This is a genomic window from Pseudomonas sp. G3-19 (genome assembly GCF_054855875.1).
The window spans coordinates 1666952-1687515 of the sequence record NZ_JBMPIQ010000003.1 but is presented as its reverse complement, the minus strand read 5'-3'; the positions used below and the strand labels follow the sequence as shown (position 1 = coordinate 1687515).

The window sequence follows — 20564 nt, the reverse complement described above, 5'->3', positions numbered from 1 at the left end:
TTGACGACAGTGGTGGTGTGGTCTCAATGTAATTGCTGAGGTTCACAAATTCTCATATCCAACCCGAATACCCTGTGGGAGCGAGCTTGCTCGCGAAAGCGGTAGGACTGTGATGTCAGTGTTGCCTGACCTGGCGCCTTCGCGAGCAAGCCCGCTCCCACAAAGGTTGCTGTGAACCGGGATGTCCCTGTCCAGCACAGATCCCACAAAGTTTGCTGGTGATTGCGGATGCCCATGTCCAACACAAATCTTTGTGGGTATGTGGCGTCAGTCTAGATCGCTGGCCTGATGTCGCTCCGCAACCTGGCTCGCCTCGTCACCCCAGGTGCGATTGACCCGCTGGCCACGCTTGACTGCCGGGCGCTCGGCGATTTCTTCTGCCCAGCGTTGTACGTGGGTGTATTCGTGAGCCGCTAGAAATTCGGCGGCCGCATACACGTTGTTGCGCACCAGTTGGCCGTACCACGGCCAGACCGCGATGTCGGCGATGGTGTAGCTGTCGCCGGCCAGGTAGCGGCTTTCCTTGAGGCGTCGGTCGAGCACGTCGAGCTGACGCTTGGCCTCCATGGTGAAGCGGTTGATCGGGTATTCGAGCTTCTCCGGCGCATACGCGTAGAAGTGCCCGAAACCGCCGCCCAGATAAGGTGCGGCGCCCATCTGCCAGAACAGCCAGTTCAGGGTTTCCGTGCGGCCGGCGGGATCTTTCGGCAGGAAGGCGCCGAATTTCTCTGCCAGATACAGCAGGATCGAACCGGATTCGAATACCCGAATCGGCGGCTGTACGCTGTGGTCGAGCAGCGCCGGAATCTTCGAGTTCGGATTGATCTCGACAAAACCGCTGGAGAACTGATCGCCCTCGTTGATGCGGATCAGCCACGCGTCGTACTCGGCCTCGGTGTGCCCCAGTGCGAGCAATTCTTCCAGCAGGATGGTCACCTTGACGCCGTTGGGCGTCGCCAGTGAATACAGCTGCAGCGGGTGTTTGCCCACGGGCAGGGTTTTTTCATGCGTCGGCCCGGCAATCGGGCGGTTGATGCTGGCGAAATGGCCGCCGGACGGGGCTTCGTGTTTCCAGATCTTGGGTGGTACGTAGGGCGCTTTACTCATGAAATGGGCCTCATGGTGAACTTGCCGAGAATGACCTGACGGGTATCAGACCAGACAGCATAAACGCTCTAGCTCAAGACTGCGCAACCCCCGGAATGATCAAGCACGCCGCCAGACCCATCAACGCGATCCCGATGACCTTGTCGAGGAGCCGCTGTTTTTCCAGCAGGCGCCGGCGTAACCGTTCGGTGGAGAAAAACAGCGCGACCAGGCTGAACCACAGCCAATGAATGACCGACATGAACAGGCCATAGGCGAAGTTCATCGTCAGCGAACTGCCTGGCTCCACCACCTGACTGTACGCCGCCACCACGAACAACATGGTTTTCGGATTCAGTGCATTGGTCAGAAAACCTGAGCAGAACACCTTCCAGGCACGGGGTGCCGAAGCGCTCGCATCGGCAAATGTCAGCACAGATTTATTGGTAAAGGACTTGATGCCCAGATAGACCAGGTAGCCGGCACCCAGCAGTTTCATCATCCAGAACAACATTGGTGACTGAGTGATGATCAGCGCCACCCCGAACACCGTGTAGAACACATGAACCTGCACGCCACAGGCGATGCCCAGCGCAGCCAGCAAACCACTGCGCCGCCCGTAGGCATAACTGTTGCGAGTGACCATGGCAAAGTCCGGGCCGGGGCTGATCACCGCCAGAACAGTGATGGCGATTACCAGAAACAATTCATTCATCCATACGCTCCATCGCGTTATTTGCGCTACTTGAATTCACAGATACAGCGCCTGCAGCATCGCCGCCAACAGCGTGGATGGAATTAACAGGCCCTGAGCGGCGACATGATGGAGAAGTGTCTTTGGCAAAAAAAACGATTTATAGTCGCGAAAATCTGTGAGAAATCATCGCCTATATGAACCTGCCTCCGCTGGCTGCCTTTCGCTTTTTCAACACCGCCGCCCAGACCCAGAGTTTCGTCAAGGCCGCCGAGCTGCTGCACGTCACCCACGGCGCGGTCAGCCGCCAGGTGCGCTTGCTGGAGGAGGCGATCGGGGTCGAGTTGTTCGAGCGGCGTAACCGCGCGATTTTTCTCAATCACGCGGGACGCTTGCTGTTCAACGTCACCGCGCCGATGTTCGAGCAATTGCAGAACACGGTTTATCGCCTGCAGCGTGAAGTCCACGACGATGTGCTGGTGGTGTCCTGCGAGCCAACCATCGCCATGAAGTGGTTGATCCCGCGCTTGCCTGACTTCCACAGCGCACACCCACAGTTGCAGGTGCAATTGCTGACGGCTGGCGGGCCGATCGACTTCGCTCGTTCAGGCGTGGATCTGGCGATCCGCCGCGATGATTTCCATTGGGACGAGACCGTGCACGCCGTGACTGTTTGTGAAGAGTGGATCGGCCCGGTCTGCGTGCCGTCCAGTCGTCCTGACGGCGATCATTTGCGCGGCGCCTGCCTGCTGCACAGCAAGACCCGCCCGCAGGCGTGGGACAACTGGGTGCGACTGGTTGGCATGAATGCGTCGGGTGTCAGTCGGGTCGATTACGAGCATTTCTACCTGTGCATTCAGGCCGCGCTGGCCGGGCTGGGCGTCGGTATGGCGTCGTTTCTGATGGTGCAAGACGAACTCAAGTCCGGCCAGTTGATCGCGCCGTTCGGCTTCGTTCGCGACGGTTCGAGTTATTGCCTGCTGTCACCGCGACCCTTCGAACAGAGTGCCAATGCCATGCTTTTTCGCGAGTGGATTACCCAGCAGATGAGTGCGTGCAGCCAATGGCTCGGGGGTGATCTGCAGCCTTGAAAGTGCAAGAGCTGCTGTGGATCAACCAGCTTGCACTGGCCAGCGCCTATTCAAGTGCTCCGTCAAATAATCCATGAAGGCTCTGACCTTCGGCGTCATCGCTGCTCGTTCCTGCACGCATGCATAGATGTCCATCGGTTCGACATGCCCGTGGGTATCACCCGGAAGATCTTCGAACAGTTGCACCAGTTGACCGCTCTCGAGATAGGGCGCAGCGACGAATTCGGCCAGGCGCGTGACACCTGCGCCGTTGACTGCCATTTGCGCCAAGGCATCGATGTCGTCGCTGATGGCGGTGGCGTTGATCGGGGCGTCGTAGCGTTGGCCGTCGCGGATGAGGCCCCAGCGCAGAAAGCGTCCATCCAGTGGATAGCGAAACGCGAGGCAGGCGTGATGCTGCAGGTCTTGCGGTGTTTGCGGTACGCCGGCGCGCGCAAGGTAGGCGGGAGCGGCGCAGAAGACGAAGGGCAGGGACACGATCCGGCGCGCGACGATGCCGTCTTCCAGTTGCGGCTTGATCCGCAGGCTCAGGTCGATGCCGTCCTGGATGTGATTGATCTTGCCGTTGGTGGTCGACAGCTCGACCAGCAGGCGCGGATGCAGCGCGGCGAAACTGGCGAGTAACGGCGCCAGGACGTGGCGGCCGAACGCGCTGGTGGAGGCGATGCTCAAACGCCCTTGCAGTTCGCTTTCATCGCCGACGATCGCACTTTGCGCCGACTCCAGATCAGCCGCGATGCGTCGGACCTTTTCGTAATACAGCGCACCATTTTCGGTGAGGGCCATGCTGCGGGTGGTGCGTTGCAGCAGGCGAACGCCGAGGTGCGTTTCCAGGCGATTGAGGGTCTGGCTGACCGCGGCCGCACTGACGCCCAGGGTCTTGGCGGCGCCGACGATGGAGCCTGCTTCGACCACTTTGATAAAACTGGCAATCGCCGCCAACAGATTCATCCGTGTCCCGCCGCGTGGGTTTGATTCGTAAGTTCTGCTTTATAAAGTACCTGTGGCGGGCCGTCTAGTTGAGGGCAGGGGGCTTTGCTAAGGTGCCGGCTCCCTGTCAATGGATGGAAAAGCCATATGAATCAAAGAACCACTACCGATGCCTTGTATCTCGGTCGACGCAAGCTTTCTGCACGGGCGACGCCGTATGTGTTTGCGTTGTATATGGCGACGATCATGGCGTTCCTGATGTCGCTGGTGATCACTGCGGCCAACTCCGGGATTGATAACGACTACCTGAGTAATGCGCTGCACGCCTACAAGCTGGCGATGCCGGTGGCTTTCCTTTGCATCCTCGTGGTGCGGCCGATCGTGATCAAACTGGTGGCGATGACGGTGCACCCGCATCGTTGATGAACCCCGATCTTTTGATCTTCAAAAACAACAGCAAAAGATCGCAGCCTGCGGCAGCTCCTGCAGGGATCGGCTCGGCAACGCCGTCGGGTAAAAACAATCGAAACTTCGCGCGCTCCCAAGCTGTCCAGACCCATGTACCGCCCGGCGGATATCTCGCTGGGCAGGCTTCATGCATCGGTGACAGGCGAGGAACGAGATGACGACGACAGTGGGAGATTTTCTGGTTGAGCGGCTCAGCCAATGGGGTGTCACGCGGATTTTTGGTTATCCGGGGGATGGCATCAATGGTGTTTTCGGTGCGCTCGCCCGAGCCAATGGCAAGATCGAATTCGTTCAGGCGCGGCACGAAGAAATGGCCGCTTTCATGGCCTCGGCCCACGCCAAGTTCACGGGCGAGTTGGGTGTGTGCATCGCCACTTCGGGGCCGGGTGCTTCGCACCTGATCACTGGGTTATACGACGCCCGCATGGATCACCAACCGGTGCTGGCGATTGTCGGCCAGCAGGCGCGGACGGCGCTCGGCAGTCATTACCAGCAGGAGCTGGATCTGGTCTCGATGTTCAAGGATGTGGCCGGAGCGTTTGTGCAGCAGGCGTCGGCGCCGTCGCAGGTTCGGCATTTGCTCGACCGCGCCGTGCGTACGGCGGTTGGCGAACGGCGTGTGACGGCGATCATCCTGCCCAATGATTTGCAGGATCTTGAGTATGAACCTCCGGCGCGGGCACACGGCACCGCGCATTCCGGCGTCGGTTACACCAAGCCGAAAGTGCTGCCCTACGAGGCCGATCTGCAGCGCGCCGCTGATGTGCTGAACAGCGGTGAAAAAGTCGCGATTCTGGTGGGCGCTGGCGCACTGCAGGCAACGGATGAAGTGATTGCGGTTGCGGAAAAACTCGGTGCTGGCGTCGCCAAGGCGTTACTCGGCAAGGCTGCGTTGCCGGACGATTTGCCGTGGGTCACCGGCAGCATCGGCCTGCTGGGCACCGAACCGAGCTACAAGATGATGCACGAGTGCGACACCTTGCTGATGATCGGCTCGGGTTTCCCCTATGCCGAGTTCCTGCCCAAGGAAGGTCAGGCGCGTGGCGTGCAGATCGACCTGCAGCCCGACATGCTGAGCCTGCGGTATCCGATGGAGGTCAATCTGGTCGGCGACTCCGCCGAAACCCTCGCTGCACTGCTGCCGTTGCTCGAACCGAAAACTTCGCACAAGTGGCGCAAGAAAATTGAAGGCTGGCGCAGCACCTGGGAAAAGACCCTGGAAAAACGCGCGATGTCCAAAGCCGATCCGATCAATCCACAGCGGGTGGTGTATGAGCTGTCACCGCGCCTGCCGGATCAGGCGATCATCACCAGCGACTCGGGTTCCTGTGCCAACTGGTACGCCCGTGACCTGAAAATTCGTCGCGGCATGCAATGTTCGTTGTCCGGTGGCCTGGCCTCGATGGGCGCTGCCGTGCCGTACGCGATCGCCGCCAAGTTCGCCCATCCCGAGCGCGCGGTGATTGCGCTGGTGGGTGACGGCGCGATGCAGATGAACAACATGGCCGAGCTGATCACCGTCGCCAAATACTGGCGCCAGTGGGACAGCCCGAAGTGGATCTGTGCGGTGTTCAACAACGAGGACCTGAATCAGGTTACCTGGGAGCAGCGGGTGATGGAGGGCGATCCGAAGTTCGAAGCCTCGCAAAGCATTCCCGACGTGCCGTATCACCTGTTCGCCATTTCCATCGGCCTGAAAGGAATTTTCGTCGACCGCGAAGAAGACGTCGCCGCCGCCTGGGAGCAGGCACTGGCCTCGGACGTACCGGTGCTGATCGAGTTCAAGACCGACCCCAACGTGCCGCCATTGCCGCCGCACATCAAGCTCGAACAGGCGAAGAAATTTGCCACGACCTTGCTCAAAGGCGACCCGGACGAGGCGGGCGTGATCGTGCAAGCCGCCAAGCAAGTACTGGCCAGCGTCCTCCCCGGCAAAAAATAATCGTGAAGGCGCTTCGTCGCGCTCCAAATCTGTGAGCGCCGCAGAACCCTGTGGGAGCGGGCTTGCTCGCGAAGGCGTTGTGTCAGGCACAGCGTTTGTGGATGTATCGACGCCTTCGCTGGCAAGCCAGCTCCCACAGGTATTTCGTCGTGCTCCAAATCTGTGAGCGCCGCAGAACCCTGTGGGAGCGAGCTTGCTCGCGAAAGCGTTGTGTCAGGCACAGCGATTGTGGATGTATCGACGCCTTCGCTGGCAAGCCAGCTCCCACAGGTATTTCGCCGTGCACCAAAGCTGTGAGCGCCGTTGAACCCTGTGGGAGCGAGCTTGCTCGCGAAAGCGTTGTGTCAGGCACAGCGTTTGTGGATGTATCGACGCCTTCGCTGGCAAGCCAGCTCCCACAGGTATTTCGTCGTGCTCCAAATCTGTGAGCGCCGCAGAACCCTGTGGGAGCGGGCTTGCTCGCGAAGGCGTTGTGTCAGGCACAGCGATTGTGGAGGTGTCGACGCCTTCGCTGGCAAGCCAGCTCCCACAGGTATTTCGTCGTGCTCCAAATCTGTGAGCGCCGCAGAACCCTGTGGGAGCGAGCTTGCTCGCGAAAGCGTTGTGTCAGGCACAGCGTTTGTGGATGTATCGACACCTTCGCTGGCAAGCCAGCTCCCACAGGTATTTCGTCGCGCTCCAAATCTGTGAGCGCCGCAGAACCCTGTGGGAGCGGGCTTGCTCGCGAAAGCGGTGTGTCAGGCACAGCGATTGTGGATGTGTCGACGCCTTCGCTGGCAAGCCAGCTCCCACAGGTATTTCGTCGCGCTCCAAATCTGTGAGCGCCGCTGAACCCTGTGGGAGCGAGCTTGCTCGCGAAAGCGTTGTGTCAGGCACAGCGTTTGTGGATGTATCGATGCCTTAGCTGGCAAGCCAGCTCCCACAGGTATTTCGTCGTGCTCCAAATCTGTGAGCGCCGCTGAACCCTGTGGGAGCGGGCTTGCTCGCGAAAGCGTTGTGTCAGGCGCAGCGTTTGTGGATGTATCGACACCTTCGCTGGCAAGCCAGCTCCCACAGGTATTGCGTTGTGCCTGAAATCTGTGAACGAGACCGTGGAGATTTTCATGCGTGAAGCGGCGAAGGGGCTTTTTTGATGTTCATCGGTTGCGCGGGCTGGAGTCTGGGGCGTGAGTATTGGCCGCAGTTTCCGGCCGAGGGCACGCATCTGCAGCGTTATGCCGCGCGGTTCGACTGCGTGGAAATCAACAGCTCGTTCTATCGCCCGCATCGGCGTCAGACCTATGCGCGCTGGGCGGAATCGGTGCCGCCGGGTTTTCGTTTTTCGGTGAAGGTGCCAAAGCAGATTACTCATGAGTTGCGTCTGCAAAACTGTGAGCAAGCGCTGGATGAGTTTCTCGGGCAGTGCGAAGGCCTGGCCGATAGGCTGGGGTGTTTGCTGGTGCAACTGCCGCCGTCGCTGGCCTTTGAGCCGGCACGCGCAGAGGCGTTTTTCGTGGCGTTGTGCCAACGCTTCGCCGGTGACGTGGTGCTTGAGCCACGGCATGAGTCGTGGGTGGTGGCGGCGCCGATGTTGCAGGCGTATCGGATTTCCCAGGTCGTGGTCGATCCGTCGCGGATCAGTACCGACGGTTCGGCGCAGGGCTGGGCGGGTGTGCGCTATTGGCGACTGCATGGCGCACCACGGATTTATCACAGTGCTTACGAGTTGCCTTATCTGCGGCAGCTTGCGCAGGACATGCAGCTCTGTGCTGCTGAAGGCGCCAGCGTCTGGTGCATTTTCGACAACACCGCCAGTGGCGCCGCGCTGGGCAACGCGATGACACTGGCGGCGCTGATCCGGGCCTGAATCAGGCTGACAAGTGCTCGTACAAAATGGTCGCGCCGACGATCATCAGCACCACGCCACCGACGATTTCCGCACGCTTGCCGACGACCGCACCGAGCACCCGGCCGAGCATCACGCCAATGGTCACCATGGTCATGGTTGCCAGGCCGATGGCCGCTGCCGCCACCCAGATATTCACGTCGACAAACGCCAGGCCGACGCCGACCGCGAGCGCGTCAATGCTGGTGGCGAACGCGGTAACCGCGAGAATCAGGAACGAGTGCTGACCGGGTTTTTCTTCTTCCTCGTCTTCGTGCTTCAGGCCGTTGTAGATCATGTGCAGGCCGAGGATCAGCAGCAGGGTGAAGGCGATCCAGTGGTCCCATTCGGCGACCCAGCGGGTGGCAGCCCGGCCGATCAGCCAGCCGATGATCGGGGTGATGGCTTCGATCACGCCGAAGATCAGACCGGTGCGCAGCGCTTCGGTCAGACGTGGTTTGTGCAGGCTGGAGCCTTTGCCGATGGCTGCGGCGAACGCGTCCGTGGACATGGCCAGAGCGAGGAATATGAGGGAAACAGGATTCACGGGGGCACACTTCCAGTCGGGCTATGAGTCAACGACACAACCACACGCCCGACTTCAGGCATGGATGTGTCGTCGGTCTCACCAACCAAAAAGGTGTTCGTACCACGGCAAGTTGCCGAGAATGTTGATACGAACGCTTCCGAGGGACTCGGAAACAGGCTACTCCCCAACGAGGCTGCGGATCTTATGGGGGCAAACATGAAAATTTTGTCAAAAGCATCGAGACAATCGATCAACACCAGACTCTGTGGCGAGGGAGCTTGTCGAATCGTCGCACCGTCCCGCCGGGTCGCGCAGCGGCCCTTTCGTTGCCGAACATCAGAAGGCCTGCTGCGCAGTCCAGCGGGAGCAAGCTCCCTCGCCACAATGCTTGTGCAGGGGCCGGGCGATGTTATTGACTCGAGAGTTCATTGATCCGCAACTGCGCACACAACCCGCCCTGCGGTCGGTTGTACAGCTGCAACGTGCTGCCGATCTTGCTGACGATCATCTGCACGATCGCCAGCCCCAGTCCCGCGCCATTGCCGTGGCCGTGGCTGTAGAAACGCTCGAACAGCCGCGCGTAGTCCAATTCGTTGATCCCGGGCCCGCTGTCCTCGACGCTGATGTACACCGCGCCGCCCGCCTGCGGTTGCACCTGAACCCGTACCTCGCTGCCCGGCGGGGCGAAGTTCAGGGCGTTGGTCACCAGGTTCTGCAAGGCGATGGCGAGGGCCACCGGGTCGGTGTCGACCGGGCAGTGGTGGTCGCTGTCGAGGATCAGTTCGACGTCTTTTTCCAGGGCCAGCGGTGCCAGTTCGGCGAGTTCTTCGCGCACCAGTTCGGTCAGCTCCACACTGCGGGTTTCGGGATTGGCCAGGTGCGGTTCGATGCGCGCCATGGTCAGCAACTGACTGGCGATGCGCGTCGCCCGATCCACTGCGCTGACCAGATACTCCAGCGCTTCTTCGCGTTGTTGCGGGGTCGCCGCCAGTTGCGCGTTTTGCGCGTGGATCCGCAGGATCGCCAGCGGCGTGCGCAACTCGTGCGCGGCGTCGGCAATGAAGCGCCGCTCACGCGCCAGCAGATTGTCGATCTGCTGCAACAGGCGATTGAGCGCGGTCTGCATTGGTTCCAGATCGTGGGGCAGGGGGCTGAGGTGCAGCGGTTTCAGGGTTTCGGTGTCACGGCCGCGAATGCTCTGCGCCATGGCGCGCAACGGTTGCAGGCCCCAGCCGATGGTCAGCCAGATCAACGCAGCCAGTAGCGGTACGCCAATCAGGCTCGGCCAGACGGTGTGGCCGACGATGCGCTCGATCAGATCCTGGCGGATGTCGTCGCGCTCGCCGACCCAGATCAGCAGCCCTTGTTGCGAATCCTTGAGCAGGAACGCACACCAGTCGTGGCCGTTCTCCATCAGGTCATGGGAGCCGAGGGTGGTGGGCGGTGCGGCAAGCTCCGGCGCTTCGGCCGAGCGCACCAGCAACTGCCCGTCGCTGCGCCATACCTGAAAGGTCAGACGGGTTTCGTAAGGGTGCGCGGCCTCGCCGTCGCCGACCCGGCTCATGGCTTCATCGAAGGCCTGATAGAGCCGGCTCCAGTCGTTGTCGCCGGGCGCGCGCTGGGCCAGCACGCCTTGCAACAGGCGCGCGCTTTGTGCCAGTTGGGCATCATAGACCTCTTCGATTTCATGGTGACTGTCGCGCAGCACCAGCCAACTGATCAGCAGGTCGCCGATCAATACCAGAATCAGCACCGGCACCAGAATCCGCGCGCGTATGGAAATCATGGTTTGAGCTCCACCACATAGCCGACACCGCGCACGGTGCGGATCAAATCGCTCGAGAGTTTTTTGCGCAGGTTGTGGATCAGCACTTCGAGGGTGTTGCTCTCGACCCGATCCTGCCAGCCATACAGCGCTCGCGATAGGCGTTCGCGGGTGACGACCTTGCCGGGGCGGGCCAGCAGTTGATGCAGCAGTTGATATTCCATCGGCGTCACCACCACGTCGGTGCCGTGCCAGGTGACCTGCTGCGTGACCGGATCCAGACACACTCCCGCATGCTCGAGCACCGGTTGCGCCCGGCCCTGGCTGCGGCGCAGCAACGCGCGAATCCGCGCTTTCAGTTCATCGACATCGAACGGTTTGATCAGGTAGTCGTCGGCGCCGGCATCCAGTCCGGCAATGCGTTCGGCAGTGCCGTCGCGGGCGGTGAGGATCAGCACCGGCAAGTCCTGTTGTTCACCACGCAAGCGTTGCAACAGCGCGAGGCCGTCGAGCCGTGGCAGGCCGAGGTCGAGCAGCAGCAAGTCGAAGCTCTCACTGCGCAGGGCGTGCAGGGCGCTGACCCCATCCTGCAACCAGTCGAGGGTGTAGCCTTCGCTGCCGAGGGCAACGCGAATGCCTTGACCGAGGGCGCGATCATCTTCGACCAGCAGTAGGCGCATAACGGATTCTCTTGAGGAAACACGGCGGTTGACCGGCGGCATCATGCCGCTGTGCAGCCAGCTGTGGCAGCTGACCCGACGGGAAAGATGTAACGACTCGTTGCCAACTAAGCTTCGACTAAGGTTGCTTTTGCACAGTGAGGCCTTCCTCATCGAGCGAGAGTGTTTCCATGCGCAAACTTCTGCTGTTGTCCCTCATCGTTGCCAGTCCGTTGGCCGTCGCCGGCCCGCAATGCACCACCGCCGAACGCTCGCAATGGCAAGACCAGAAAGCCTTTCAGGAGCAGCTCAAGGCTCAGGGCTACGAGATCAGCAAGTTCAAGGTCACCGACGGCAACTGCTACGAGATCTACGGTTTCGACAAGGACAAGCGCAAGGTCGAGATCTACCACGACCCGGTCAGCGGCAAAGCGGTGAAAACCGAGATCAAGGGCTGATGCCGAGCACGTCCGTGCGCCTGTGGGACCCCGTGGTGCGGCTGTTTCATCTGTCCATCGCGGGCGTCTTCGTCGCCAATTACTTCTTCAATGAAGCCGGTGACGCCTGGCACGTCTGGCTCGGCTATTACGCCATGGGCTGGCTGCTGGTGCGGCTGGTATGGGGCTTCGTCGGGCCGCGCAGTGCGCGCTGGGCGGATTTCTGGCCGACGCCGACGCGACTGTTCGCCCATGCGCGCTCGTTGATTGCCGGTCGGCCCGAGCATCGTCTTGGGCATTCGCCGATGGGGGCGCTGGTGATGCTGTTGATGTTGCTGGCGATGTTCATCGCCGGTTTGAGCGGCTGGGCCATGGAAGAGGTCGATGCCTTGTGGGGCGCCGACTGGCCGTTGCAGGTGCACGAAACCGCTACCGACATCTTGCTGGTGCTGGTCTGCCTGCACATCGCCGCCGCGCTGTTCGAAAGTTTTCTGCTGCGCGACAACTTGCCGTTGTCGATGCTCACCGGACGCCGACGGCGCTTGCCGGACGATCCGCCGCGCTGACAGGGATGTTTTGCCAATTGCCCTCCATCCTGTTTTTGCCGTGAGTCCACTATGCGTGCGCTTCCCGATCGCTTGAAACTTATCCTCGGCGGACTGGCCGTGAGCCTGGTTTTCTTTGGTGCCTGGCGCAGTCATCCGGCTCATGTGCTGGCGCCATTTGCCGTGGCCGCGCCGCCCGTCGATGCTTCGCTGCAGGCACCGGAGCCGCTGTACAGCAGTCGCTTCGTCTCCTCGCAACTGAATGATTTCGTGCACTCGTCGTCGGTGACCGCGCTGCCGGGCGGCGACCTGATGGCGGTGTGGTTCGCCGGTTCCCGCGAAGGCGCCGCCGACGTGCAGATCCGTACCGCCCGCTATGACGCCGACAGCGCGGAGTGGGGCGCCGAGCAGGTGTTGGCCACCCGCGAATCGACCCGCGACGGCACCCGCCGCTACATCCGCAAACTGGGCAATCCGGTGATCGCCCTCGCGCCGGATCAACGGTTGTGGATGTTTTATGTCTCGGTATCCGTGGGCGGCTGGGCCACCAGTGCGATCAACGTGATGGTCTCGGATGATGTCGGGCGCAACTGGTCGGCGCCGCGACAGCTGATCACTTCACCGTTTTTCAACATCAGTACGCTGGTGCGCGCCGCGCCGGTGTTCCATGCCGACGGCTCGATCGGTTTGCCGGTGTATCACGAGTTCATGGGCAAATTCGCCGAGTACCTGTACCTGAGCGCAGACGGCGCGGTGATCGATAAATTCCGCATCAGCCGTGGCAAACATTCGTTGCAGCCGACCATTGTGCCGCTGGACGGAAAACGTGCCGTGGCCATGCTGCGTTATGCCGGCGACACGCATCATCGAGTGCTGGCCAGCCGCACCGAGGACGCCGGGCAGACGTGGAGCGAGCCGTATCCGCTGGAACCGGCCAACCCCAATTCATCGCTCGCGGCAGTCGGCACCGGCGACAACGGTCTGCTGGTGGCGCTCAATGATCTGCAGGACGGGCGCTTCAAGCTCAGCCTCTATGGCACCGATGCCAATCTGAACCACTGGCGCAACGTGATCGAACTCGATCAGTCGCCCGATCCGCTCGGCCAGCCGTTCGCCCCCGAAGCCTACAAGGCGATCATCGGCGAAGGCTTTCGCGCTTCCAGTGGTGCCCGGCGCTTGCCGCTGGAGCAACGCTTTCTGAGCAATCTGGATTACCGGGTGTGCAAGCCGCAGGGCTGTGATTTCGAGTACGAGTATCCGTACTTCAGTCGCGGCAGCGATGGCCTCTATCACCTGGTGTATTCGTGGAATAACACCTTCATCAAACATGTCAGCTTCAATGAAGCGTGGCTCGAGGAGCGCCTGTGATGCTGTTGCTCTGGCAAGCCCATTTGACATTCATCCTGCTGGGTTTTGTCCTGCTCGGCTCGTTGCAATGCACGCGACGCTGGCGCCCGTGGCTGTTGCCGCTGCTGGCGCTGGTCAGCTTCGTGCCAATCAACGAACTGCCTTTGGCGGCGTACGTGCGTAGCTTCACCGATGATCTGGCGATCACCACGCTGGTGTTGCTCGGCTGGGCCAGTCTGGTCCGACTGGGCGTGGTCGAGCGGCAGACATTGCCGGCACGGGTGCAGGTGCTGGTGCTGTTTACCGTGCTGGCCGCGCTGCTGTACCCGGCGACGATGGGCCTGACGTATTTCGATCCGTACCGTTGGGGCTTCAACCCACGGCCGATGATCGTCTGTATCGGCCTGCTGGCACTGGCGCTGTTGTGGCTGCGCAATACGCTGGCAGTGTCGATGCTTGCGCTGGGCACGCTGGCGTTCGCCTTGCGTCTCAAGGCCTCGGAAAACTATTGGGATTACCTGATCGATCCGCTGCTGCTGGGTTACTGCCTGATCGCCGCTGCAGCGCTGTGCATCCGTGAGGTCAGGCGTCTGCTGCGAGCCGCACCGGCCGGCGCGACATCTTCTATTTGAACCAACGACACTGAGGTCAATGATGGGCTGGTTGCAATCGCGACGCCTGCGCTATGGCGTGGGCGCGGCAGGTTTGGCGTTTTTGTTGTTTGCCGTGCTCCGGCTGGTGTTCGTGCTGGGGTTTTCCGGGATCGCGCCCAGCGAGTTCGTCGACAACCCGGCGCTGCGCGAAACCCTCGGTATCGGTTTGCGCTTCGACCTGCGCCTCGCCGTGTTGCTGATCCTGCCATTGGCGCTGCTGGCCTGGGTGCCGCGCTGGAACCTCACGCGGTTGCCGTGGTTGCGCTGGGTCGCGCGGATTTACTGGCTGCTGGCGCTCGGCGTTATCGGCCTTCTGTACATCATCGATTTCGGTCATTACGCCTACCTCGGCGTGCGGATCAACGCCACGGTGCTGCGTTATCTGGAGGATGCGCAGATTTCGCAGCAGATGGTCTGGGAAACCTACCCGGTGCTATGGATTGCCCTCGGCTGGCTGGCGGTGCTGGGCGTCTGGTTCTACGGACTTTTGCAGCTGGAACGGCTGACGCTGGCCCGTGAACCCGAGGTTATCCGGCGTCCGTCGCTGGCATTCGGCACCGGGCTGGGCGTGGTTGCGGTCCTGCTGGCGTTGCTCGGTCGGGTCGACAATCTCAACCTGGAAAACCCGGTGCCGCTGCGCTGGAGCGATGCGTTCTTTTCCGGTAACGCGCAGATCGCCGCGGTCGGTCTGAACCCGGTGCTGTTCCTGTACGACACGCTGAAAACCGGGCAGGCGCAATTCGATGAGGCGCAGGTGCGCGAGCACTATCCGCTGATTGCCCGTTATCTGGGCGTGGATCGACCGGATCCGCAATCGCTCAACTTCGAGCGTCAGCAAGGCGTGCAGCCGTATCGGCTGCCGGGCACGCCGAACGTGATGTTCGTCATGCTCGAATCGCTGGGCACCAGCGCCGTTGGCGCCTACGGCAATCCGTTGAACCCGACGCCAAACCTCGATCAATTGGCGGCCCAAAGCTGGTTCTTCAAACACTTCTATGTGCCAGTCACCGGCACTGCGAAAACCGTGTGGGCGAGCATCACCGGCGTTCCCGACGTGACGCGCCGCGAGACAGCCACCCGTCATCCGCTGATCACCCGTCAGCACACGCTGATCAACGCGTTCACCGATTACCAGAAGCTCTACATGATCGGCGGCAACGCCGGCTGGGCCAATATCAATGCGCTGATCCAACAGAGCATCGACGGCGTGCGCCTGTATCAGGAAAGTGACTGGCGTTCGCCGCTGGTGGACGTGTGGGGCATTTCCGATCTGGATCTGTTCAAGGAGAGCGACCGCATCCTGCGCGACTTGCCGAAGGACCGACCGTTCTTCGCCTACGTGCAAACCTCGGGCAACCATCGGCCATTCACCATCCCCAAGGACAACGACGGTTTCGAGGTCAGCAACCTGTCGCTGGAGCAGGTGCAGGCCGCCGGTTCGCGCAGCGTCGAGCAGTACAACGCGGTGCGCCTGCTGGATTTCAATATCGGCAAATTGATGGAATTGGCCAAGGCTGGCGGCTATTACGACAACACGATTTTTGTGTTCTTCGGCGACCACAACACGCGTATCAGCCAGATCCCGCACATGCCGCCGGCGTTCGAGCAACTGGGCCTGGAAAGCAATCATGTGCCGATGCTGATTCACGCCCCGGGCATGCTTGCGCCGAAGGTCATCGAGGAGGCGGTGGGGCTGACGGATCTGCTGCCGACGGTGGCCGGGATGGCCGGCGTGCCGTTCCGCAATGGCGCAATGGGCCGCGATTTCCAGCAACCGGCGCCGGAAGGTGAGCGCGTAGTGCCGCTGGTGCTGCGCGAGGGGACGTTCCCGTTGATTGGCGGGGTGACCAAGAATTTCCTCCTGCAAATGCAGCATGACGGCAGCTCGCCGACCCTGCATGACCTGGCGTCGAAGACCCCGCTGGATAACGTCGCCGGGCAAAACCCCGAGGAATTCCAGCGCCTGGTGGAACTGACGCGGGGGCTGCACGAGAGCGCGCGGCTGATGCTGTATCGCAATGTGCGCTGACCGGGTGAATACTCGGTCAGCGCGACGTTTTAGCGGTTCAGAAAGCCCAGCAGGTCTTCGTTCAGCGCCTGGGCGTGGGTCATGGCAAAACCGTGGGGCGCACCGGCATAGACTTTCAGTTCGGCGCCCTTGATCAGCGCCGCCGCCTGTTTGCCGGTGGTTTCGAACGGCACGATCTGATCGCCGTCGCCGTGGATCACCAAGGTTGGTACGTCGATCTTCGCCATGTCCGGACGGAAGTCGGTTTCGGAGAACGCGGTAACGCAATCCACGGTGCCTTTCAGCGAGGCGAGCAGGGCGACGTTCAGGGTTTGCGTGAGCACGCCGTCGGAGACTTTCTGGCCCTGATTGGTGCCGTAGAACGGCGCGGCGAAATCAGCGATGAATTGCGCGCGATCCTTGAGCAGACCGGCCTTGATCCCGTCGAACACCGAGGTGTCGACGCCCTGCGGGTAGTCGGCCTTCTTGCCGAACAGCGGCGTCACCGCACCGAGCAGTACCAGCCCGGCAACGCGCTCGCTGCCGTGGCGGGCGATGTAACGGCTGACGTCGCCGCCACCCATGGAGAAGCCCACCAGCGTGACATCGCGCAGGTCGAGGTGGTTGATCAGTTGCGCGATGTCATCGGCAAAGGTGTCGTAGTCGTAGCCGGTCCACGGTTGATCGGAGCGCCCGAAACCACGGCGGTCGAAGGCAATCGTGCGGTAGCCGCGACTGCTCAGGTATTCCATCTGGTATTCCCACATGTCGGCATCCAGCGGCCAGCCATGGCTGAACAACACGGGTTTGCCGCTGCCCCAGTCCTTGAAATAGATCTGTGTGCCGTCATCGGTAGTGAATGTGCTCATGGGAACTCCTTGCTGTGGGCGATCGTTCGGAAGGCCGGATGCCGCAATGGCCGCCCATCACTATCGGCGCAAATCGCGGCTGTCACTTGTACGCAAGTGCTCAATTGCCATGGCGGGTGGCGTGGTTCTTTTCCAGCGTCACAGTTGTAAGATGCAACCACACGCCGGTTTTGATGGAGATACACCCTGTGAAGCGCAAAAGCCTGCACGGCAACGCCTGCCCGGTCGCCCGTACGCTGGATTTGATCGGTGACTGGTGGTCGTTGCTGATCATCCGCGATGCGCTGGAGGGCATCCGCCGCTTCAGTGATTTTCAGAAGAATCTGGACATCGCCAAGAACATGCTCAGCGCCCGGCTCAAGGCCTTGGTCGAGCAGGGGATCCTGCAAACGGTGCCGGCCGCCGATGGCGGTGCCTATAAGGAATACGTGCTGACCGAACGCGGCAAGGCCTTGCAGACGGTGATCGTTGCGCTGTCGCAGTGGGGCGGGGAGCATCTGTATGCGCCGGGTGAGTCGGGCTCGGTGATGGTTGATGCAAAAGATCGTCAGCCAATTCGCAAGCTGCAGTTGATGTCGGCTGATGGCCGCTTGCTTGCACCGCACGAGGTGGCGACGGAGACAGGCGTTGAACACTGACAGGCGAGCGCAACATAGGTTTGACGTCAAAATGATGGCCATCTAATATCGCGGCGTTGTTTTGATGTCATTCCCCGTCCTGCTTGCTCAATAGAGATTTCCGCGTGAATAAACGTGTGCTCGTTATGTTGACCCTGCTGCTCGCGCTGCCAGGCTGCCATTCCAATGTGCGTAACTCTTCCCCCAGTCTGCTGAAAGACGGCATCCAGTTGCATCAGGACCAAGTGGTGGTGGACGCCCAGCACGCCAAGGTCATCATGAAATCTTCTGGCGGCACCTATCCGGTGGAGTTTTCCATTCGCCGCGCCGATGATCCCGACCGCCGCATGGAAGTGCTCGGCACCGTTGTGGATTCCGGTCGTGGCAAGGTGTTCGGCTGGATCGCCAAACTCAACGAAGTGGCCAACAGCGCCACGGTCAAACGCTTTCCGCAACTGGAAGCACAGGCCGATGCAGGCAAGCCGTTTGAGGTCTCGGGGTATTCGAGCAGCCGGGTGACCGCCGGCATTTATACCTGTGGGCCGCTGAAAAATACCTTCACTCCGCAGCAGGGCAAGGTGTACCAGGTGGAATTCCAGTTCTCCGGTGATCTCTGCGAGCAGCACGTCTACGACGTTACCCAACCCCAGCAGCGCATTCCTGTAGCAGGTTGACCTTGCATACGCGATGCATCGAATTCAGTTGAAGAAAGGAAATACCAAGTGAAACGCAATCTCTGCCTGGCGCTCATCGTCCTGGCTGCAACACTGGGTGGCTGTGCCGCCAACAAACCGGGCAACGATCCATCCCTGATCGGTTCATGGAAAGGTGTGCGGTCGGAAACCGGCAAATGCCAGTTCCTGTCCTGGAAAAACAACTTCAAGCCTGACGGCACCTTCAACATTACTTTCTTCCGGGATGCCCAGCAGACCCAGCCGATCCAGACCGAACACGGTATCTGGAAGGCGGCCAATGGCAAGAACGAGTTGCGCACCGCCGGCGTGCCCCTGCCCGATATCTATACCTACACGCTGATCGATGCCGACACGGTGCATTACGTCAGTGTGGCGAAGGACCCTTCGGGCGATTGCCAGGAAGACTACGAGTTCACCGAGCACCGTATTCGCGGTTGAGTCGGTCTGCGCAAGAAAGGGGTGCATCCATTCTGGCCAATGGATGCGCCCCTTTTTTCATGGCTTAGCGGCTCCTGCTTCCTTTGTTAATTCCTTGATACAAACCCGACAAAAGGTTGAAACGATTGTTTGACGTCAAAATGATGGCCATCTAATATCGCGCCACTATTTTGATGTCATTCCGTATCGAGGGATCGAACATGTACCCACCCGCCCTCGCGGCGAGGTTGTGCGCAGCTTTGCTGTGCCTGTCTCCACTTCAGATTGCCTTCGCTGCACCCACTCCCGGTGAAACCGACCTGATCCGCGATCGCCAGAATCGCCTGCTTGAAGAGCAGCAGCGGCGTCTTGAAGACCTGAAAAATCTGCCCGGCAAAGAGGCAGGTCCGGCGCAACCAGCGGCGCCCACCGACACCCGCTGTTTCCCGATCAAGGACATCGAGCTCAAGGGCGCCGACAGTCTGTCCGACAGCGACAAAACCCGCTTGCTCAAGCCCTACATCGACCAGTGCCTCGGGGTGCCGCAACTCAACGAGTTGCTCAAGGTCATCACCGACCATTACATCGAGAAAGGCCTGGTCACCAGCCGCGCCTACCTGCCGCAGCAGGATCTGTCTGGCGGGCATCTGAAAGTGCTGGTGGTCGAAGGCAAGCTCGAAGGCATGAAAGGCGCCGAGAACAGCAAGCTTTCGGAGCGTGAACTGGCGATGGCGTTTCCCGGCAAGTCCGGCGATCTGGTCAACCTGCGCGAGATCGAGCAGATGGTCGATCAGCTCAATCGCCTGCCGTCCAATCAGGCCAAGATGGAACTGGCGCCGGGCAAGAACGTCGGCGGCAGTGAAGTGCTGGTCACCAATAACCCGCAGAAGCCATGGCGGGCCGGACTGTCGCGCAGCAACGACGGCCAACGCAGCACCGGTGAACAGCAGTGGGGCACCACTTTCGATTGGGACAGCCCGCTGGGCCTGGCCGATCAGTTGAGCCTGCGCGGCGGTCACGACGCAATGACCGATCACCAGCACACCTCCAGCAACGCCATGCTCAATTACAACCTGCCGTGGGGCTGGTGGAACTTCAGCTACACCTACAGCCAGAGCGACTACCGCTCGCAGATCGCCGCCAACGGCTACAACTTCAAGCAGACCGGCGACAGCGAAAACCATCAATTGCGCGCCGAGCGGGTGATCCATCGCGACTCGGTGAGCAAGACTTCGCTCAGCGCCGGGCTGTCCTACCTGCGCACCAACAACTACATCGAAGACAGCAAGCTCAAGCTGAGCAGCAACCGCATCAGCGAAGCGCAGTTCGGTTTCAACCACGGTCGCCGCATCGGCAGCGCCTTCGTCAACTTCGACGCTGGCATGCAGGAAGGCATCGGCGCGTTCGACGCGCAGGGCAGCCACGATCCAGGCCCGGGCGAACCGGACGCACGCTACCGCAAATACACCGCGACCCTGAGCTACCTGCAACCGTTCAAAGTGTGGGGCGAATCCTTCACCTTCAGCAGCCTGATGACCGGCCAGCGCAGCGAGGACGTGCTGTTCAGTTCACAACGCACCAGCCTCGGCGGGCTGTCGTCGATCCGTGGCTACAAGGATCAGTCGCTGTCCGGCGACAGCGGCGGCTACTGGCGCAACGACCTGCGCTGGAGCCGACCGGTCACGGCCGAATGGCTGCGCCCGGTGTTCGCTGAATACGGCACCAGCCTCGGTTACGACCAGGGCGTGATTCGTGGCGATCGTTACAACGGTGAGCAGCATGGGCGCATGTCGAGCAACTCGCTGGAACTGTTCGCCCGTGGTCAACACGTGGCTGCCAGCGTGACCTTTGCGCATTCCCTCGAGCGCCCGGACGTGCTGACCGAGCGCGAAGCGCCGATCTATTTCCGCCTCGACTTTTTCATCTAATTCAAATTCTTCGAGACCAT

20 protein-coding genes and 1 riboswitch are annotated in these 20564 nt (G+C 60.9%); of the genes, 13 read left to right on the top strand and 7 right to left on the bottom strand.

The window, feature by feature from the left end; genetic code table 11:
- Positions 1-267: 267 nt before the first annotated feature.
- Both yghU and ACOYXI_RS07570 read right to left on the bottom strand, forming a co-directional pair.
- Complete coding sequence (gene yghU, locus ACOYXI_RS07575) at positions 268-1107, bottom strand: glutathione-dependent disulfide-bond oxidoreductase (RefSeq protein ID WP_461674652.1); 840 nt, start codon at positions 1105-1107, stop codon at positions 268-270.
- A 73-nt stretch (positions 1108-1180) separates the two neighbouring features.
- Entirely contained in the window at positions 1181-1801 is a 621-nt protein-coding gene (locus tag ACOYXI_RS07570; protein ID WP_134786640.1) for a LysE family translocator, read from the bottom strand.
- 176 nt (positions 1802-1977) lie between these two features.
- Between ACOYXI_RS07570 and ACOYXI_RS07565 the strand changes: the two genes are divergently transcribed.
- Positions 1978-2871: a LysR substrate-binding domain-containing protein gene (locus ACOYXI_RS07565; RefSeq protein ID WP_461674651.1), complete on the top strand. Its 894-nt coding sequence runs from the start codon at positions 1978-1980 to the stop codon at positions 2869-2871.
- A 21-nt stretch (positions 2872-2892) separates the two neighbouring features.
- On the opposite strand, the gene ACOYXI_RS07560 is transcribed toward ACOYXI_RS07565, so the two are convergent.
- Entirely contained in the window at positions 2893-3822 is a 930-nt protein-coding gene (locus ACOYXI_RS07560; protein WP_135296017.1) for a LysR family transcriptional regulator, read from the bottom strand.
- Between the two features lie 126 nt (positions 3823-3948).
- Between ACOYXI_RS07560 and ACOYXI_RS07555 the strand changes: the two genes are divergently transcribed.
- The 3 genes from ACOYXI_RS07555 (at position 3949) to ACOYXI_RS07545 (ending at position 8057) form a co-directional block, all read left to right on the top strand.
- Positions 3949-4224 (top strand): DUF2798 domain-containing protein, encoded by a 276-nt coding sequence (locus tag ACOYXI_RS07555; protein ID WP_134786637.1) that lies wholly within the window; start codon positions 3949-3951, stop codon positions 4222-4224.
- 199 nt (positions 4225-4423) lie between these two features.
- Positions 4424-6211 (top strand): thiamine pyrophosphate-requiring protein, encoded by a 1788-nt coding sequence (locus ACOYXI_RS07550; protein WP_461674650.1) that lies wholly within the window; start codon positions 4424-4426, stop codon positions 6209-6211.
- 1132 nt (positions 6212-7343) lie between these two features.
- The gene (locus ACOYXI_RS07545; protein WP_461674649.1) at positions 7344-8057 is read left to right on the top strand and encodes a DUF72 domain-containing protein; all 714 of its coding nucleotides are present in this window, start codon (positions 7344-7346) and stop codon (positions 8055-8057) included.
- Position 8058: 1 nt separating this feature from the next.
- On the opposite strand, the gene mntP is transcribed toward ACOYXI_RS07545, so the two are convergent.
- From mntP to ACOYXI_RS07530, 3 genes are all read right to left on the bottom strand, one after another.
- Positions 8059-8622: a manganese efflux pump MntP gene (gene mntP, locus ACOYXI_RS07540; protein WP_461674648.1), complete on the bottom strand. Its 564-nt coding sequence runs from the start codon at positions 8620-8622 to the stop codon at positions 8059-8061.
- 8 nt (positions 8623-8630) lie between these two features.
- Positions 8631-8803: riboswitch (yybP-ykoY riboswitch) on the bottom strand.
- 210 nt (positions 8804-9013) lie between these two features.
- Positions 9014-10390 carry an ATP-binding protein gene (locus ACOYXI_RS07535; protein WP_461674647.1) on the bottom strand — a complete coding sequence of 459 codons (1377 nt, stop codon included), beginning with the start codon at positions 10388-10390 and terminating at the stop codon, positions 9014-9016.
- Positions 10387-11049, bottom strand: a complete 663-nt coding sequence (locus ACOYXI_RS07530) for a response regulator (RefSeq protein ID WP_461674646.1) — start codon at positions 11047-11049, stop codon at positions 10387-10389. The genes ACOYXI_RS07535 and ACOYXI_RS07530 overlap by 4 nt, the downstream gene beginning before the upstream one ends.
- Positions 11050-11219: 170 nt before the next feature.
- On the opposite strand from ACOYXI_RS07530, the gene ACOYXI_RS07525 reads away from it, so the two are divergent.
- From ACOYXI_RS07525 to ACOYXI_RS07505, 5 genes are read left to right on the top strand one after another with little or no spacing between them, the layout of a single operon-like run.
- On the top strand, positions 11220-11486 hold the full coding sequence (locus tag ACOYXI_RS07525; RefSeq protein WP_007960465.1) for a PepSY domain-containing protein: 267 nt from the start codon (positions 11220-11222) through the stop codon (positions 11484-11486).
- Complete coding sequence (locus ACOYXI_RS07520; protein WP_282412470.1) at positions 11486-12031, top strand: cytochrome b/b6 domain-containing protein; 546 nt, start codon at positions 11486-11488, stop codon at positions 12029-12031. The genes ACOYXI_RS07525 and ACOYXI_RS07520 overlap by 1 nt, the downstream gene beginning before the upstream one ends.
- Before the next feature lie 51 nt (positions 12032-12082).
- The gene (locus tag ACOYXI_RS07515) at positions 12083-13378 is read left to right on the top strand and encodes a sialidase family protein (RefSeq protein WP_135296015.1); all 1296 of its coding nucleotides are present in this window, start codon (positions 12083-12085) and stop codon (positions 13376-13378) included.
- Positions 13378-13989: a hypothetical protein gene (locus ACOYXI_RS07510; protein WP_098964315.1), complete on the top strand. Its 612-nt coding sequence runs from the start codon at positions 13378-13380 to the stop codon at positions 13987-13989. Before ACOYXI_RS07515 ends, ACOYXI_RS07510 begins: the two co-directional genes overlap by 1 nt.
- A 22-nt stretch (positions 13990-14011) precedes the next feature.
- Entirely contained in the window at positions 14012-16039 is a 2028-nt protein-coding gene (locus ACOYXI_RS07505; protein WP_461674645.1) for an LTA synthase family protein, read from the top strand.
- Positions 16040-16068: 29 nt separating this feature from the next.
- Here ACOYXI_RS07505 and ACOYXI_RS07500 read toward each other — a convergent pair whose 3' ends face one another.
- Entirely contained in the window at positions 16069-16887 is an 819-nt protein-coding gene (locus tag ACOYXI_RS07500) for an alpha/beta fold hydrolase (RefSeq protein WP_098964313.1), read from the bottom strand.
- A gap of 188 nt (positions 16888-17075) precedes the next feature.
- Between ACOYXI_RS07500 and ACOYXI_RS07495 the strand changes: the two genes are divergently transcribed.
- The 4 genes from ACOYXI_RS07495 (at position 17076) to ACOYXI_RS07480 (ending at position 20544) form a co-directional block, all read left to right on the top strand.
- The gene (locus ACOYXI_RS07495) at positions 17076-17525 is read left to right on the top strand and encodes a winged helix-turn-helix transcriptional regulator (RefSeq protein WP_461674644.1); all 450 of its coding nucleotides are present in this window, start codon (positions 17076-17078) and stop codon (positions 17523-17525) included.
- 125 nt (positions 17526-17650) lie between these two features.
- Entirely contained in the window at positions 17651-18178 is a 528-nt protein-coding gene (locus ACOYXI_RS07490) for a hypothetical protein (protein WP_461674643.1), read from the top strand.
- A gap of 48 nt (positions 18179-18226) precedes the next feature.
- The gene (locus tag ACOYXI_RS07485) at positions 18227-18637 is read left to right on the top strand and encodes a hypothetical protein (RefSeq protein ID WP_461674642.1); all 411 of its coding nucleotides are present in this window, start codon (positions 18227-18229) and stop codon (positions 18635-18637) included.
- A 200-nt stretch (positions 18638-18837) separates the two neighbouring features.
- Positions 18838-20544, top strand: a complete 1707-nt coding sequence (locus tag ACOYXI_RS07480; protein WP_461674641.1) for a ShlB/FhaC/HecB family hemolysin secretion/activation protein — start codon at positions 18838-18840, stop codon at positions 20542-20544.
- Positions 20545-20564: the final 20 nt, after the last annotated feature.

What these genes read in the sequence shown, in the direction of transcription:
- yghU (WP_461674652.1), bottom strand. Translation starts at nt 1,107, where the DNA reads ATGAGTAAAGCGCCCTACGTACCACCCAAGATCTGGAAACACGAAGCC.
- ACOYXI_RS07570 (WP_134786640.1), bottom strand. Translation starts at nt 1,801, where the DNA reads ATGAATGAATTGTTTCTGGTAATCGCCATCACTGTTCTGGCGGTGATC.
- ACOYXI_RS07565 (WP_461674651.1), top strand. Translation starts at nt 1,978, where the DNA reads ATGAACCTGCCTCCGCTGGCTGCCTTTCGCTTTTTCAACACCGCCGCC.
- ACOYXI_RS07560 (WP_135296017.1), bottom strand. Translation starts at nt 3,822, where the DNA reads ATGAATCTGTTGGCGGCGATTGCCAGTTTTATCAAAGTGGTCGAAGCA.
- ACOYXI_RS07555 (WP_134786637.1), top strand. Translation starts at nt 3,949, where the DNA reads ATGAATCAAAGAACCACTACCGATGCCTTGTATCTCGGTCGACGCAAG.
- ACOYXI_RS07550 (WP_461674650.1), top strand. Translation starts at nt 4,424, where the DNA reads ATGACGACGACAGTGGGAGATTTTCTGGTTGAGCGGCTCAGCCAATGG.
- ACOYXI_RS07545 (WP_461674649.1), top strand. Translation starts at nt 7,344, where the DNA reads ATGTTCATCGGTTGCGCGGGCTGGAGTCTGGGGCGTGAGTATTGGCCG.
- ACOYXI_RS07535 (WP_461674647.1), bottom strand. Translation starts at nt 10,390, where the DNA reads ATGATTTCCATACGCGCGCGGATTCTGGTGCCGGTGCTGATTCTGGTA.
- ACOYXI_RS07530 (WP_461674646.1), bottom strand. Translation starts at nt 11,049, where the DNA reads ATGCGCCTACTGCTGGTCGAAGATGATCGCGCCCTCGGTCAAGGCATT.
- ACOYXI_RS07525 (WP_007960465.1), top strand. Translation starts at nt 11,220, where the DNA reads ATGCGCAAACTTCTGCTGTTGTCCCTCATCGTTGCCAGTCCGTTGGCC.
- ACOYXI_RS07520 (WP_282412470.1), top strand. Translation starts at nt 11,486, where the DNA reads ATGCCGAGCACGTCCGTGCGCCTGTGGGACCCCGTGGTGCGGCTGTTT.
- ACOYXI_RS07515 (WP_135296015.1), top strand. Translation starts at nt 12,083, where the DNA reads ATGCGTGCGCTTCCCGATCGCTTGAAACTTATCCTCGGCGGACTGGCC.
- ACOYXI_RS07510 (WP_098964315.1), top strand. Translation starts at nt 13,378, where the DNA reads ATGCTGTTGCTCTGGCAAGCCCATTTGACATTCATCCTGCTGGGTTTT.
- ACOYXI_RS07505 (WP_461674645.1), top strand. Translation starts at nt 14,012, where the DNA reads ATGGGCTGGTTGCAATCGCGACGCCTGCGCTATGGCGTGGGCGCGGCA.
- ACOYXI_RS07500 (WP_098964313.1), bottom strand. Translation starts at nt 16,887, where the DNA reads ATGAGCACATTCACTACCGATGACGGCACACAGATCTATTTCAAGGAC.
- ACOYXI_RS07490 (WP_461674643.1), top strand. Translation starts at nt 17,651, where the DNA reads ATGTTGACCCTGCTGCTCGCGCTGCCAGGCTGCCATTCCAATGTGCGT.
- ACOYXI_RS07480 (WP_461674641.1), top strand. Translation starts at nt 18,838, where the DNA reads ATGTACCCACCCGCCCTCGCGGCGAGGTTGTGCGCAGCTTTGCTGTGC.